Raw genomic sequence first — 16,059 nt, 5'->3', positions numbered from 1 at the left:
TCGGACCAATACATAAGCAAAATAAGACAAAGTCCCTATGAACTTTGCCTTATTCAGCTAACACAAATTCATATTATGGGTTTTTAGTCCCGCCAAAAGCGGTATCTTTACTGTGATCCGTAGGGAACGTAGCAGCTCCTGCTAAACTAGCTGCATTATCACCAAAGAAGTGGCCTCTGTTTGTACCGACAGCATCTCCGGCTGTTGCCCTACCGGCAAATGAACCATCTGCTCTAATTCTGGAATTAATATTAACGGTTAGTGCACTATTCGCTATTGAACCATTCAGCCTTTTCTGGCCAAAATCAGCAGTAAATGTGCCTTGCAGAGCATTGTTACCACTATATTGGTTAATTCCTTTAACCGTATAAGTCGCTATGCCGCCAGTAGGCAAATTAGTCGTCACATCTTTACCAGAATAATAAGCGGCATGGGTAGTATCACTGACTTTACCGGTCTGTGACCATTCACCAAAATAGACATCAGCATTCGCCAGCTTACTGAAGTTAAATACTCCCATACCTTCATGGCTACTTGATCCAGGCATAGAGATTTTATGAATTCCGTTCTTATCCGCTTCGACATAACGAGCAAGACTTGCGAAGCTGGTAATCTGACCTCTAGCAACAGATTGCACCCCAATTCCAGGCTCTCCACCTGGGGTCGGATGACCACCACCACGCGGTTCAGTTACTCCAACTCTAATACTTTGATTGTAAGTATCAAAATTTTGGGTTTGCCCAAAACCCGGCGCAGCTATTGCTTGTGTAACTAATCCACATGTACCTAATACTGCAATTAACACTTTAACTTTGTTCATAACATATCCCTTATGTGACTAATTAAATGTTAGATATTGCTTAATTACATAGTTTTAGTACCGTCCGAAGACTGCTGCGCATATTAACGCACTTTTAATAAAAAATGAAATGATAATCATTATCAAAAATTCATTACATATACTTGTATAAAATGACAATAAATACAGCTAACTATCTAATTATTAAATCAATATTTACCATAACCATAATATACTAATGGAGCTAATCTTAAGTGGAAAAAACTAATAATAAGTGTAAAAAAATCAATACACGCAAATAAATACAATGCATATTATTTCAATAAGAAACTAAAACTATAGTTATTATGCGTAATAAACACTAATATAATTCTTATTATTGGTCTAAAATTAATAAAAATTTATTTAACAATGAAAAACAAAAAACCTAGAAAGATAACTTATTTTATTGATTTAAAAATAAAAAATTATTCTACAAAATTTAAATACAATTATTCAAAAAAATATCACTAATATATAATTAGCCAAAATCACTAAAATAAACATATTACCATAACGCTTTAAATTCAAAAAAACACAACCTAAAAATCATTCGGAATTTAATAACCATAATCTTAAAAAGTAAATTATTATTCACGACGGAATTTTTCTTAAAATAAATTTCCAAATGACAATATCGATATCATTTTCTCTATATGAAAGAATTGAATAAGTTATTTAAATATACCCTTCATCCTTCAAGTTGCTGCTTTGTTGGCTGCGTTCACTTACCCCAGTCACATCGTTATCTATGCTCCTGGGGATGCGTTCTCTTGCCGCCGCGCTGCAATTTGAAATCTATTGGGTATAAATCCAGAAAAATTCCTTGCCTTTCGACAAGGAATTATGTAAAAACTTCAGACATGATCGCTTTCAAGTCAATATCAGCATCATTCAGGTTCTTTGTATCCTTGCTGTATCAACATAATTTCCCAATGTTCTAATATAGATTTAGATTCTTTATCCCCCATATCAGCCATTTTCCGGAAATATATTTTCGCTTTCTCTAAATCCTGTGGGACATTACTATCGCCATGTAAATAAGTCACAGCGATATTATTATATGCTCTTATAAACCCCAGATTACCTGCTCTTTCGTAAAGTTCTATTGCCCTTTTTACATCTTGTTTATCTCTACCTTCATATTTATAAATTCCACCTAGCCAATATAAAGATAATATATGATTTTTATCTAAACCTAATGCTTTATTGTAATAATACTTAGCCATTTGATAGTCTCTTTCAGATCTTGATAATGCACTATCGCTATATAAACGCCCCAACAAAAAATTAGCATCCGCACTCCCTTTTTCCGCCAATTTTTCTAAGTTACGGAACTCCCCAACGGTTCTGGGTATTTTCAAAGTAATTTCCTTATCCTCATAATTCATACCTGTAAAAACCGTTTTCGGAACATATTTTTCTACATTTTCCGCATACACATTAGAAGCCAATAAAACCATCATCAAAATAATATACTTCATGATATTGTCCTAAATTATTTACCAAAATATTCTGTGGCTGAATGAGATCATTCTGAAGGTTTTCAATGGCTACATCACTATTTTGTTCTATAAAATCCCCCAAAGGGTTGACTAATTTATCAATTTTATTATCTTGGTAAAAATAATTACTTTCCCCTTGCTTAAACCAGACATCAACAATATCTGTATTTCTACCATCCATCCAATTAACAGATGATGCTAAACCATGATAATTACCTTCAGAGTCAAAATACTCCATTTCTTTATAGTTCAAATTAATAGATTCAATTCCAACTTCCTCCATACTTTTCAATTCACCTTGATCTGTATAAGCATCCCGGTTCTTATCTTGCCATATCTTTAGAGAAGACCACAACAAATCATTAGCATCCAATATCCCATCTTTATTAGAGTCTAAGTCCAATAAAGCTTCAAAGCCATTTTTCGCTTTTTTACCAGAAGAAAGTATGGTTTCCTCTCCAAATAACTCACTTCCATTGTTAATTATGCCATCATTATTCCTATCAAGAACTAAAAAGCCATCATTTTCATTTATCCAACCAGTTTTAGTCTTATCTCCGTTACCCTCAAAATCAAATTTTATACCTGAATCAATAGCAATCGTCTTAACACCATCTCCATTAAGATCTATTACTATAGGTGTTCTATATTTATTAGCAATATGCTCTATGTATTCAGCAACATTATTAGGAGTAGATCCTAGACTCAAATTTATTCCAGCATTTTCAGTCAACTCTTTAATAAAATGAATACAATTAAAAGCTCCAAGATGATAATCTGGAGGGGCTATCTTTCCTTCTTTATAATCTTTAACTGTTTGGTAAAGTCTAATCACATTCTAATGATGTGGATAATTTCCTGAGATAATAGTCAGACTAGATGCCTCTGGATAATTAATACGGTCATTAAAAGAAAGATTATCCTTTGGCGTCCAAATACTATCTCCAATACTTAATCCTATAGTAATTGACCCCAATCTATCAGTATCCTTATCATAACTTGTAACTGTCATAAAAACGTGACCAAATTTCGACGGAGCATCATTAAGTATAGCAGATCCTCTTGGAGCTGCATGGATAGTGACTGAATTAGGATAATATATAGCTTGATTCAGAGAATCTGAGTCTATCTGTGTGGTTATAGACATGTCTTCTATTTTCTTAACAACATAATGTTTAGGGGTATAATTTTTCATTTTTAATATGTCTCTTTAGTCCTTAAGTTATTATTTAATAGAATAATTTCGCAATGAAATTACTATCACCTATTTATAAAATAGCGATTTCTCTCTTCATTATTTGTAACTAAAACTAGATTTTTATGCCAAATTGCCTATGAGCATAAATAATCTCATTAATATTATAAATATAACCCATATATGTCTTATATTTATTTTGAATAACGACTTTACTGCCAACTAATTATTTTCAATGAGATTGAAATTATTTCACAATAAAAAAATAAGAATCCAAACAATAAACTAGTTAATTTAGCGTAAAAAACCCCTCACTTAAATAAATGTGTATCTGTATGGCTTTTATAACTATTTTACTATATCGTATAATATTATAGTGTAAATCAGGACATTAATTGAGAAACGACCATTCTTTCTCTAAATCTTAATATGATTAATAGTAAAACAGAGTTAACAAAAAGACCTAAAACCAACCCATACCAAAATCCCACAATTCCCATGCTATCGGTTATCCAGTCTGTCAAAGCCAAAATAAACCCTAATGGTAAACCCACTAACCAATAGCCAAATAACGGCGCATAAAATACCGACCGGGTATCATGAAAACCTCGTAGAATACCAGATAAAGCCGCCTGACAAGAGTCAAAGAATTGGAACAAACATAATAGAAAAATTATATTAATCGCGATTAATATGACTCCATGATCGTTAGTATAGAGTGAAACAAATGAACTTGCGAAATAGTAGATTAAAACACCGATAACCGCGGAAATAGATAATATTAAAGCAATTGAGATCTTTATAGTCCCTGTTAATGATGTTTTATCTCTCTTTCCAATATAGGAACCTACCCTTACTGTCACCGCGGCTGCAACTCCCCCAGTTATTGTATAGATAATAGAGGTAATATTAAGCATAATATTATGCGCGGCAATGACTTGAGCACCTAAAGGAGCGGCAGTGATAGCAATCACATCCAGAAAAACCATTTCAACAAAAAGCGCCAACCCACTTGGCATGCTAATATAAAAAGTACTGATTAAATCCTTATATTTTGGCAAACTGAAATCTGGCCTATATCGACGATATTCATTCTTTAGCAAGAAATAGATAACCAAACATATAGCACTCAGGTTATTAATAACCGCAGTTGTAATGCCCGCTCCAATTCCCCCCATTGCTGGAAAACCCAATTTTCCATAAATAAATATATAATTTAATGGTATATTCAACAATAAAGCACCAGTAGACAAATACATGGCGGTTTTCGTGTCTTCCAATCCTTGTAGAAATGAACGAAAAACATTAAATATCATAACACTAGGAACACCACACGCCATTGCAAGAACATAGCCTTGGGTAATTTTTAAAATATTCTCATCTATGCCTATGAACGAAAGTAGCCAGCTAACTAATATTAATAAAAGAATTATTGGTATCGAAAGTATCACCGCCAGAAACAAATAATTTCTAAGACTTGCTTTAATTCCTTCGTCATCATGTTGCGCTTTCTGCTTTGCTACATCTGCTGCCAACATGATAATCATCCCATACCCTAATACAAATATAGGAAACCAAATACTACTTCCTAATGTTACAGCGGCTAAATCAGCCGTAGCATAGTGGCCAGACATCACAATATCGACAAAACTCATTGCCGTACGTGCTATCTGACTAACGATGATAGGTAAAGAGAAAAATAAGAGCTTTTTTAACTCTAGCCGGTTTGAAAACTTAGTCATAAAAATTCCATTAATTTATTGGTTAGTACCAATATTGGTCATACTAACAATAAATTACGACCAAAATCATTTAGAAAAATTTAGCATGATGAGTATACCTCCTATTTTCTCTCAGGCAACAACGAAACAATAAATTAAAGCAATCTAACGAAAACTAACTATTTCACAGAAATTTTTGTGATCTTTCTAAAAGATTGAATATTTATTTGCGTATTTTGTTCTCATTTTTTATTTTAATCGTTAATGTTATTTTGCTGAAATCGTTGAAGTCTTTTTTGATAATATCCACATTATTAAAAAATAAAGACACCAGCATAGCTAAAACAGATAATTAGTCACTTTTTCAAATTATTTCTTTAATTAATAAATGATGAGTGAAAATATAATGTTTACATAGATATATAAATTAAGCTCCTTATACCCAATCGTAAATGGGGCTATGGTTCTAATAAAAACCACTATACCCAATAGATTTCAAGATGTATCGCGACGGCCAGGGAGCGAATCCCCGGGAGCATAGATTACTATGTCATAGAGAACGATGTGACCGGGGTGAGTGAGTGCAGCCAACAAAGAGGCAACTTGAAAGATAACAGGTATACAACTATTCACCCAAAATACATGTCATCTTACCGATATAAAGAAGAGATCAAAAATGAAACCAGAAACTCTTGCTATCCATGGCGGATATTCCCCTGATCCAACAACTAAAGCCGTTGCCGTTCCTATCTATCAAACAACGTCTTATGCATTTGACGATACTCAACACGGCGCCGATCTGTTTGATTTAAAGATCGAGGGAAACATCTATTCCCGTATTATGAACCCAACCAATGATGTACTGGAAAAACGGGTTGCTCTACTTGAAGGAGGGATAGCCGCTTTAGCCGTTGCATCTGGTATGGCTGCCGTCACCTGTGCGATTCAATCCATTGCTAGCATCGGAGATAACATTGTATCTGTCGCTAAGTTATATGGCGGCACGCATAACTTGCTGGCTCACACATTGCCTCGGTTCGGTATTGAGACCCGATTTGCTGAACACGACGATATTGCCACATTAGAGTCACTGATTGATGATCGCACCAAAGCGGTATTTTGTGAATCTATCGGTAACCCAGCAGGTAACATTGTTGATCTGAAAAAATTTGCAGAAGTCGCTCATCGTCATGGCGTTCCCTTAATTGTTGACAATACTGTCGCTACCCCCGCTTTGTGTCGCCCCTTCGAACATGGCGCTGATATTGTTATTCACTCTTTAACTAAGTATATGGGAGGACATGGTACTACTATTGGTGGCATTATTGTTGACTCCGGCAATTTCCCCTGGAAAAAACATCAGCAACGATTTGCTATATTGACTACCCCAGACCCGTCCTACCATAACGTCACCTATACTGAACAATTCGGTAAAGCTGCATTTATCGGACATTGTCGTGTTGTACCGTTACGTAACATGGGAGCAGCATTGTCTCCTTTTAATGCTTTCCTTATTTTGCAAGGATTGGAAACACTGGCATTAAGAATGGAGCGTCATACTGAAAATGCGCTAAAAGCCGCTCACTATCTGCAAGATCACCCTCAAGTTAGCTGGGTGAAATATGCAGGACTGCCAGACCACCCAGAACATGCTCTGGCTCAACATTATATGCACGGGAAACCATCAGCCATTCTCTCTTTTGGTATTAAAGGCGGCCAGCAATCTGCCGCAAAATTTATTGACGCGTTAAAGCTGATTGTGCGCTTAGTTAACATTGGTGATGCTAAATCACTCGCCTGCCACCCAGCGTCAACAACTCACAGACAATTAAATAATGAAGAGTTAATTGAAGCCGGCGTATCACATGATATGATCCGCCTATCAATCGGCATTGAACATATTGATGATATTATTGCCGATCTTGCCCAAGCTTTAGATGCATCGAAATAATTCAGAATAACCATATACCACCCCGTTTATCAAAACGGGGTGGTATATCTGCTACAACTGCGTATTTACTATCTCTATTTCAATTATTTTGCCCCACCAATATTACCAGCTTTCATTATTTATCAATCACATTAACTACACAATTCATGGAATGAGCCTCCAGAACTGACCATTATTACCTGAATAACTAGAACGAAAGTCATAGGGTTAACAGATTAAATCGGTAACCCAAGCACTAATATTCGATAAAGTTATCTATTCCTACCTCAACACAAAAAATGAAATCAGTATCACTTATTTTTTGGGTTCATATAAATACAGGTTAGGAACAAGCGGCTCGAACGTAAATAGGTAAAAATATCTGAGCGGCGACTACTCACATCAAACATACAAGGAAAAATATATGAAGGTTCAGTTAGCCTCTATGTTGTTATTAAGCTCATTACTCAGTGGGTATGCTTCGGCCCAACTTCCCGAGGGATTCAGCAGCACTCCATCATTCGAGGATAATTTCAATGGTACAACGCTCGATACCCAGAAGTGGGATTATCGTGGCCTGGGTGTCAGAAAAAATTGTATTAATACTCAATCAGCCGTTACCGTACAAAACGGTTACTTAACAATAAAAACCTATTCCAATAGTTCTTCTGGCAAGTTACAGAATTATTGCGGAATGATTTCGACCCAAAAAAGTTTCTTGCAATCATATGGCTATTGGGAAGCAGCTGTCAGATTTAATCGTGCAGAAGGTAATCAGGTCGCATTCTGGATACAGTCACCAACAATAGGTAATGATCTCACAAATCCAGAAAAATCAGGCGTCGAAATTGATGTATTTGAGCACTTAGCCGAAGCAACGCAGGAGCAATATAATCATGCTATTCACTGGAATGGTTATGGCAGCGCTTATAAGGGATGGTCAAAGAAACTGTCTATGACTCAGCTTGCTGATGGGAAATTCCATAAATTTGCCGTGGCATGGACACCGAATGGTTATACATTTTATGTTGATGATATTCCCCAAAATCTATCGGGTCTGGATCAAATCCCAATCTCAATCGCCAACCAATATATTATTTTAAGCTCTGAAGTACCACGCAGTTTTCCAACTCAGGGTTATGGCCCCATTAATGAAACCACTGCAACATTCGATGTTGATTATGTAAGAGTTTATCCGTATATCAGTAATAAGAAGTAACCCTCTTTTTTGCCGGATTTTATTCCGGCAATACACAAAGAAAAAACAAACAAGTAGTGGCGTCCAATCACTGGACGCCACTTTCTCATTAAAATGTTACATTCATTTTAGCCCACACCGTCCTACCCGGTTCATTCACTGAAGTATTCGCTGAATAACCAAAGGTGCTATTACCCGCAAGGTTAAGATGTTCGCTATATTCTTTATCCAAAATATTGTCAATGCCAGCACTCACTTTGACATTTTTGTTAACCTTGTAAGCAACGTTCGCAGAAAGTACGCCAAAACCTGGACTGCTTTCAAAATCTTTACCAACAACGTTTCCTTGATTCACAGCAATCCGATGCTGGCTGCTCACCAAACGCCATAAACCGGTACTACTCCAATCGCCACGTTCATAAGTCAAGCCGAAACGGGCTTCCAGAGGTGGAATCTGAGGCATCGGCTTATTATCGATGGTATTTTCACCCCAAGAATAAGCAAGGCTGGCATCCGTTTTCCAATGTTCTGTCAGTTGATAACCAAAGCCCATCTCTCCCCCCATAATATTGGCATTGACATTATCAGCCTGACTGATGCGAGCATTGTGAGGGCTATATCTAAATAAGATGAAATCATTTACCCGCCCTACATAAGCGGATACCCAGCTATTAAAACGTTCACTGGTATATTGAGCACCGATATCAAGCTGAGTGGTTTTCTCGCTTTTCACCCCATCAAAAGCACTAGCACTACCAGCCGGACCATATTTAGGAGAAAAGAGTTCCCAATAATCAGGAAAACGCTCGGTATAGCCAACACCGGCATAAAACATCAGTGGCACATCAGCAAGAGTATGCTCTAAACGCATAAAACCACTTGGCAAGGTATCATTGCGTTCCTTCTCACTATTTCCAGCAAATCTTTTTACCAAAGTGCGATCAAGACGAGCACCCGTTATCAATTCACTCTGTTCTGTGGCATACCAGGTCAATTCGCCAAACAAACCATAATTATGGAATTGAGCATCTTTTTGCCATGCGCCGCCAGCTTTATTACGATGGGTATTGGTTTGCGTATCTGCACCGCTTTCCAGTTTGAAATCTTGCCATATCCAGGTCCCCATAGCTCTTCCGCCCACGACACGGCGATCCAATTGCATCGACATACCGCTGTTCATATTCATGTGCATGCCACACATATGCTTACAGGTCGAAGAAGGCATACTCATGTTCGGAGAACGCAGGGTGATATTGTCCATAATATGGTTGGTGTAGTTGTAATAAACCTGAGCTTCAACTTTATCAAAAACCTCACCAATGTTAGATTTCTCAAAACGCAGACCGAGACTTTCACGTTTGAATTGTGATCCATCCATGCTGCGCCCAGCATAGCGGGCCTCTCCATCACCCTTCCCTGCGGTTAATTCAAATAATGTATCTTTATCTGGCGTCCACCCTAATGCCAGATCACTATTCCATTTATCCCAGCGAGACGGGACACGATATCCACCGCCATCTTTGTAATCATCTGAACGGGACTTATTTCCCATTAAACGTAAATATCCCAATTCACTGCCAATACTGGCATCAACATTGCCATCCCAACGACTATTTGAACCAGCCAATCCACTGGCATTGACCTTTACCCCCGGCGCCTCAAATCGAGGATATTCACGTTCAAACCTTATGGTACCTGCTGAAGCACCCGGCCCCCACAACACGGATTGAGGCCCTTTAATCACCGTCAACAAATCATAGCTTTCCGGTGAAATATAAGATGAAGGTGCATCCATTCTGCCCGGACAAGCACCCAGCATTTCTGCACCATCAGTTAAAATCTTAAGCCTTGAGCCAAACATTCCCCGAAATACCGGGTCACCATTAGTCCCACCATTACGGATTTGTGAAAATCCGGGTATGGTTTTTAAATAGTCAGAACCGTCACTGGCCGGAACGGGCTGACGGGGCGTTTTTGGCGAAGTGACAATCGCCAAAGGCGAATGCAAGGGCGCGGTTACGGTGATGACATCCCCATCATTGATTTTTGGGTTATTCTTATATTCATGTGAATCTGATGTCGTTTCCGCCGCATATCCATTGAAAGCAGCTAGCAGAAAAAGCGGCATTGCCGAACTAATACAACGAGATAGCTTATTTTTTTTATGAGAAGAATTTCTTTCAAACATTTATTTTTCCTTAATACGAACCCACCCCTCGAAAGATCTCTCTCAAAAGTGGAATACGTCACAGAATCCAACCAAATAGTTTTTGGCATAAACAGACTTTTCCTGACTCAACAATTAGCAGGAAAAAGCTTTTCGTTATGTTTAAATCAGTGGGATCAGATCTGTTCAGGCGGAGCGCGAGGTAACGAATCAGAAAAGATGAAATGCGGCAGAAAGGAAGCTACGGTTTGAATCGGTGGTGGCCGTGAAGTCAGCGAAGTTGACCAAAATAGCGGTGTATTCGCCAAATCCAGCATAGGTACATGGATCAGAAAAACGCAGTATCCACAGGCAATATCCTCCAACATCGACATACCACCACCGACATGCATACCCATCTGCATGCCATCATGATGGTTAATACTGGAAGAAACGTCAGAATGAGACATATGCCGGGGAATATCATCGTTAGATGACATCACCATATGGCAATCGACCACTTTCGATGAATGAGCCTCACCAATGCGCGCATGTTCCAGTGACCGGGAAATCACTGGCGCAATGAACAACATCAGTATCGCGAATATACCGAGCCAAGCTGGCAGGCGGCACCGCGATGGGTAAAATTGGATCAGTGACAAACTAAGCCTATTCTTGTAGAGAACACATTCAGGGACGGGATTGTACGTATTTAACGGCCAAATGTTAAAACACTTTATGCAGGAATGTCGTTTTGACAGCAAAATTTGATGTTTTTCTCAGATTAGCGAGATGTATTATGTTCATTAACTCGACCAAAAATATCGAAAATCCAGCCTGCCGCAATAGCTGCATTCTTAGCAAGATAAATGTAACGATAAAAGCCAACGGTACCTAACGTGAAACTCATTGCTCGTTCTTCACTATTTAGGAAACCATTGTGAGAAGTTAGCTGCATAATTCCTAAATAAATGACAACAATACCCACAGTCTAAGTGAATTCCAAATGAACACCGAACAAAATCACAGAGATTAACGTCACGAGCAAAGGCATTGCCCCATGCGTAATAAAGGTAGATTTGATTCAGTATGTCTCCACAATTCTGTTTCCATATTGCCCCTTATATATAATCCATAGACCTTCATATTACAGCCGCATTTTTTTATCCTCAACAAAAAATACTCATTATAAAAGCCTTAAGTTATGCAACTTTTTACGGTTGTGAACATCAGAAAAAACGCAGATTGGCGTTTTCTATGGCTGAAATACAACACACGATAAAACGGAATAAGAGAACCGGTCCCCAACCGATATTTTTTGCTCGATTAATTAGGAATAGTCTTAAAAATAAACTCATTGATATTATTTTGTGATTTAGGTAACATTTTTTGACATGAACAGATATTCACCACAAGACGAACAATATCTGATTAATTTTTTATACTTAATTATTTAATTCTGATGGTTTTGTACTGGAAGGGAAAAAATACAAAAAATTTACCTTTATAACCACCAATGAAAACAGAATATTACACTGCATTATTGCTGAAAGACAGTGCAGGTTAAATTATCAGTCTCCGAATGGAGTTAACACGACGAATACGAGTTATCCGTCATGACATCTTTTTTTAGGGGCATATTTGAGGGAAGTTTTGCTAAGAATTTTACTCGCCCCATTACTTAAACTTAAAACACTGGAGAAAATTGTGACTTTACGTACCAAAACAGTTCCCAAAATTTGGGGAATCATTACTAAACAATTAAACATGAGCAACCATACATTCAAAATGTCGGCCTGGAAAAATTATTGCGAATCTGCGTTAAATGATGCTTTAGTTTATGCTCTGCATTCTTGCAGATTCTTACTCCTCTATTTGAGTGTGATTTCCCGAAATATTTTATTGTTCCCAATTCTTCTCTGCGAGTTATTATTGGCAGCTCCATCATTCGCACAAACAGAAATACCGTTAACAACATCAGATATTCGCACTTCTATCGGTCCAGTGGTAAAGGGTGGAGTATACAACTATGCACCTTCCGTGATGTTAGACGGGGTATATCGGATGTGGTGGTGTGGTTCCGATCCCACTCATCCCGGTGACCATATTTTCTATGCCGAATCTCCATCTCTTGATGGCCCTTTCCGTGCTCGTGGGGGTAAAAATGCTTACCAGATTGTTTTTTCTCCCGACAAGGCAGTGAACGCATTCGATAAAGTCCATACTTGCGATCCCTCTGTCATACGAGTTAATGGTACATATTATATGTATTACGGTGGATGGGACAGTATTCGCACTGAAATCGGAGGCATAACAAAAATTGGCCTCGCAACAAGTACTGACGGAATTAACTGGACACGTGCAAACAATGGTAATCCGATAATCTTACCCGCTAACAAGAAGCTAGATGGAAATCCTTACGGAGCAGGCCAACCCTCCGTGTCCTATCTCAATGGTATGTTTTACCTTATGTACACGGATACAACCGGAGCAAATTCCCTGGATAAAATTTACGGCGGCGGTGGACAATATATTTTAAGATCTCCCGATCCAACCTTTCAAAGTGAAGTGGAAGAACTTACTCCGAATGGATTCGTCACAAAAACGGAAGAGAATCACACCGAATACCGTCAAAACTATTGGGTAAGCGTCGATATGCAGTTTTCTGATGCACTCAATGCATGGATCGTAGCTCACAATGATGGCTCCAGACTATCTTTGAGCTTTTATCCGCCAGACTTCTCTACGAAAATTTACAACGATGTCCAATTAAGCACTTCCACTGTAGAAGGTCCCGGTATTGTATCAAGACCAGATAAGCACTCAGTTGTCTCAAGTACCGGACAGTGCAGTACACTGCCAATTGATGTTATCAATGCGACTGCGCGTAATTTCCCTCGTAAGTCGCCTACAAACTTGGCACATATTGGTATCGACATCAGTGCTGGAATGAGCTGTAAAAGTATGCTTCCCAGTCAGGTTGCGAATATCTACGAAGGCTATGGAATTAAAGCAGTCGGTCTACCTTTAACATTTGTTGTATCAGGAACGCGTTTTCAAGCTGATTCCATTCGACCAATTCAGTTCTTAACTAAGAACTTCGTCGAAGTCACACCTGAGATTTTCCATGCCATTCCATATGGAGCTTCATTAAAAATCGGTGCTCCTGCTATTGGCACAGCTGGACAACCAGCCGCATTTCTTCTTAATTCTGCTAAATGGCCGGTGAATGGATTAAAGATAATCAGAGATAATAAATCATCGATTAAGATGGTACCGTCAGCTAAATACGATTCCTATCCAACAAAACATCCACTCTACCTAGTGCAATAACCATTTCACTAACCGAATCAAGCATAACAACATCTTGATATGCTGATTTTTATACTACACCATGGTCGTAGACGCGATATCTGAACGTTCACGACCATGTACTGGCAGGATGAATTTCGGGATGAAATTTTCAAACTATCCGCAAACCAATAACGAAAAATTTAGTCTTAAATCGTTTGGCCCCATAAGCATAGGCAATCCATTTCCACAATCAAACTTATTAAACTTTTCTCTTGGATTAGAGCTACAATCTGTTAGCAAAAAACAACTTCTCGAATAACTTCCAATGAATCTGGGTTTTCAACCAGAGAAAGATCGCCCGGTTCACGCCCTTCACATATTGCTTGCAAGGTTCGACGCAGCATTTTTCCTGAACGGGTCTTAGGCAACTGAGACACGAAATATACTCGTTCCGGGCGACCCACATTGCCAATTTGTTTATTTACCAAACCCATCAAAACCTTTTCCAAAGAGGCAAAATGCTCAGCATTCTGGATTTCCCTTCCATCCTTAAGAACCGCAAAAGCAACGGCAACTTGCCCCTTGACAGCATCCTTAATGCCAATAACAGCCACTTCAGCAACATCTTCATGGCTGGCAAGACACTCTTCTATCTCCCGCGTTCCCAAGCGGTGTCCCGCAACGTTAATCACATCATCCGAACGCCCCAAAATAAAATAATAGCCGTCACTATCACGGATACCCCAATCGAATGTGGAATAAACCGGATGATCGAAGTGGCACCAATAAGTATTGATAAAACGCGTATCATCACCATAAATAGTTTGAATACAACCCGGCGGCAAAGGCCCCTCAACAACCAGCATGCCCTTTTCGTTATCACCGCACTCTTTGCCGGTTAATTCATTAATAAGCTTGACATGAAAACCATACATCGGGAAACCCGTACTACCAAATCGGCTCGGTCTGTCATCCAAGCTGCGTGCAATCGCCATAATCGGCCAGCCTGTCTCAGTCTGCCAGTAATTATCAATAACAGGGACGTTGATAGCCTCAGCTATCCAACGGACAGTATGTTCATCAAGCGGTTCTCCCGCCAAATACAATGACTTAAGTGATGAAATATCATATTGTTCAATATATTCAACTGGATATTTTTTCAATACACGAATAGCCGTAGGTGCTGAAAACATCCGGGTTACCTGATACTTTTCCACTATTTTCCACCAAATGCCCGCATCCGGCTGTATCGGCAGCCCTTCATACATGATCGTCGCCATTCCCGCGATCAAAGGAGCATAGGCAATATAAGAATGCCCTACAACCCAGCCAATATCTGACGTACAGAAAAACACTTCACCGGCTTTACCACCAAAAATAACATCCATGGATGTCGCTAATGCGACAGCATAACCTCCAACATCACGCTGCACTCCCTTTGGAGTACCCGTCGTGCCAGAGGTATAGAGCACACAGGAAATCTCATTGGATTCAAGCCAGATCACAGGCACATCAGCATTAAGGTATTGCTGCCGCAATGTCATAAAATCGATATCTCTTTCAGGTACCCAAGACATTTCAGCCAGTCCACGATTAACCATCAGTATATGGCGCGGTTTGTAGTTCGCCAGTTCGATAGCTTCATCTAACAACGGCTTGTAAGGAATGATCTTTCCACCACGAGATCCCCCATCAGCAGACACCACCAGCACAGGTTCGGCATTATCCAACCGTGTGGCAAGACTATGGGAAGCAAAACCACCGAAGACAACAGAGTGAATAGCACCGATACGAGCACAAGCAAGCAAAACAAACAGCGCTTCAGCAATCATCGGCATATAAACCAAAACTCTGTCGCCTTTTTTAACGCCCAAAGAGAGCATCATAGCGGCAGTACTGTTCACTTCCTGATGTAATTCCCTGAAGGTGAATACTTTCTCACTATTCGTTTCGGTCGAGATCGTGATGAGCGCTTTAGCATCAGGCTGGCTTTCCAACCAGCGATCCAGCGCGTTGTAACACAGGTTGGTCTTCCCTCCACAAAACCAACGGGCAAATGGAGGGGTATTATGATCTAAAACCTGCTCAAAAGGATGTTGCCAGAAAATACGTTGAGCCTGTTCAGCCCAGAAAAAATTTGGTTCATCAATGGATTGCTGATAAAAAGCTTTGAATGACATAATCTCTCCTGATGCTGCATAGATGATAGAGGCAGCGCTCCGGGAGAGCAGC

Annotated in this window: 12 protein-coding genes; 3 read left to right on the top strand and 9 right to left on the bottom strand. The window is 39.0% G+C overall.

The annotated features are described in order from the left end of the window. Positions 1-73: 73 nt before the first annotated feature. The 5 genes from EAE89_RS01705 to EAE89_RS01685 form a co-directional block, all read right to left on the bottom strand. Positions 74-820 carry a Slam-dependent surface lipoprotein gene (locus EAE89_RS01705; protein WP_214085275.1) on the bottom strand — a complete coding sequence of 249 codons (747 nt, stop codon included), beginning with the start codon at positions 818-820 and terminating at the stop codon, positions 74-76. Positions 821-1,728: 908 nt separating this feature from the next. Further along, positions 1,729-2,322: a tetratricopeptide repeat protein gene (locus tag EAE89_RS01700; protein ID WP_214085274.1), complete on the bottom strand. Its 594-nt coding sequence runs from the start codon at positions 2,320-2,322 to the stop codon at positions 1,729-1,731. After that, positions 2,282-3,178 carry a hypothetical protein gene (locus EAE89_RS01695; protein ID WP_214085273.1) on the bottom strand — a complete coding sequence of 299 codons (897 nt, stop codon included), beginning with the start codon at positions 3,176-3,178 and terminating at the stop codon, positions 2,282-2,284. Before EAE89_RS01695 ends, EAE89_RS01700 begins: the two co-directional genes overlap by 41 nt. A gap of 3 nt (positions 3,179-3,181) precedes the next feature. After that, positions 3,182-3,538 (bottom strand): hypothetical protein, encoded by a 357-nt coding sequence (locus EAE89_RS01690; RefSeq protein ID WP_214085272.1) that lies wholly within the window; start codon positions 3,536-3,538, stop codon positions 3,182-3,184. Positions 3,539-3,921: 383 nt separating this feature from the next. Continuing rightward, a complete protein-coding gene (locus EAE89_RS01685; protein ID WP_214085271.1) occupies positions 3,922-5,280 on the bottom strand; it encodes an MATE family efflux transporter in 1,359 nt (452 codons plus the stop codon). Between the two features lie 655 nt (positions 5,281-5,935). Between EAE89_RS01685 and EAE89_RS01680 the strand changes: the two genes are divergently transcribed. Together EAE89_RS01680 and EAE89_RS01675 are read left to right on the top strand one after the other, a co-directional pair. After that, a complete protein-coding gene (locus EAE89_RS01680) occupies positions 5,936-7,210 on the top strand; it encodes a bifunctional O-acetylhomoserine aminocarboxypropyltransferase/cysteine synthase (RefSeq protein WP_214085270.1) in 1,275 nt (424 codons plus the stop codon). Positions 7,211-7,613: 403 nt separating this feature from the next. Further along, entirely contained in the window at positions 7,614-8,408 is a 795-nt protein-coding gene (locus tag EAE89_RS01675; protein WP_054475163.1) for a glycoside hydrolase family 16 protein, read from the top strand. Positions 8,409-8,496: 88 nt separating this feature from the next. Here the strand turns inward: EAE89_RS01675 and EAE89_RS01670 are convergent, their stop codons facing one another. The 3 genes from EAE89_RS01670 to EAE89_RS01660 all read right to left on the bottom strand — a co-directional run bounded on the left by EAE89_RS01670 (position 8,497) and on the right by EAE89_RS01660 (position 11,491). Next, positions 8,497-10,575, bottom strand: a complete 2,079-nt coding sequence (locus EAE89_RS01670) for a TonB-dependent copper receptor (RefSeq protein ID WP_214085269.1) — start codon at positions 10,573-10,575, stop codon at positions 8,497-8,499. 155 nt (positions 10,576-10,730) lie between these two features. Then, a complete protein-coding gene (locus EAE89_RS01665; RefSeq protein WP_214085268.1) occupies positions 10,731-11,195 on the bottom strand; it encodes a DUF2946 domain-containing protein in 465 nt (154 codons plus the stop codon). Positions 11,196-11,317: 122 nt separating this feature from the next. Then, positions 11,318-11,491 (bottom strand): hypothetical protein, encoded by a 174-nt coding sequence (locus EAE89_RS01660; RefSeq protein ID WP_161804194.1) that lies wholly within the window; start codon positions 11,489-11,491, stop codon positions 11,318-11,320. 749 nt (positions 11,492-12,240) lie between these two features. On the opposite strand from EAE89_RS01660, the gene EAE89_RS01655 reads away from it, so the two are divergent. Further along, positions 12,241-13,866, top strand: coding sequence for a glycoside hydrolase family protein (locus EAE89_RS01655; protein ID WP_054475171.1), 1,626 nt, complete (start codon positions 12,241-12,243; stop codon positions 13,864-13,866). A 254-nt stretch (positions 13,867-14,120) separates the two neighbouring features. Here the strand turns inward: EAE89_RS01655 and EAE89_RS01650 are convergent, their stop codons facing one another. Beyond that, complete coding sequence (locus EAE89_RS01650) at positions 14,121-16,031, bottom strand: propionate--CoA ligase (RefSeq protein WP_339423025.1); 1,911 nt, start codon at positions 16,029-16,031, stop codon at positions 14,121-14,123. Positions 16,032-16,059: the final 28 nt, after the last annotated feature.

The sequence above is a fragment of the Photorhabdus heterorhabditis genome, from assembly GCF_018448905.1.
GTDB classification, from domain to species: domain Bacteria; phylum Pseudomonadota; class Gammaproteobacteria; order Enterobacterales; family Enterobacteriaceae; genus Photorhabdus; species Photorhabdus heterorhabditis.
This window is presented reverse-complemented; position numbering and strand designations above follow the sequence as displayed.

What these genes read in the sequence shown, in the direction of transcription:
- EAE89_RS01685 (WP_214085271.1), bottom strand. Translation starts at nt 5,280, where the DNA reads ATGACTAAGTTTTCAAACCGGCTAGAGTTAAAAAAGCTCTTATTTTTC.
- EAE89_RS01680 (WP_214085270.1), top strand. Translation starts at nt 5,936, where the DNA reads ATGAAACCAGAAACTCTTGCTATCCATGGCGGATATTCCCCTGATCCA.
- EAE89_RS01675 (WP_054475163.1), top strand. Translation starts at nt 7,614, where the DNA reads ATGAAGGTTCAGTTAGCCTCTATGTTGTTATTAAGCTCATTACTCAGT.
- EAE89_RS01660 (WP_161804194.1), bottom strand. Translation starts at nt 11,491, where the DNA reads ATGCAGCTAACTTCTCACAATGGTTTCCTAAATAGTGAAGAACGAGCA.
- EAE89_RS01690 (WP_214085272.1), bottom strand. Translation starts at nt 3,538, where the DNA reads ATGAAAAATTATACCCCTAAACATTATGTTGTTAAGAAAATAGAAGAC.
- EAE89_RS01670 (WP_214085269.1), bottom strand. Translation starts at nt 10,575, where the DNA reads ATGTTTGAAAGAAATTCTTCTCATAAAAAAAATAAGCTATCTCGTTGT.
- EAE89_RS01705 (WP_214085275.1), bottom strand. Translation starts at nt 820, where the DNA reads ATGAACAAAGTTAAAGTGTTAATTGCAGTATTAGGTACATGTGGATTA.
- EAE89_RS01700 (WP_214085274.1), bottom strand. Translation starts at nt 2,322, where the DNA reads ATGAAGTATATTATTTTGATGATGGTTTTATTGGCTTCTAATGTGTAT.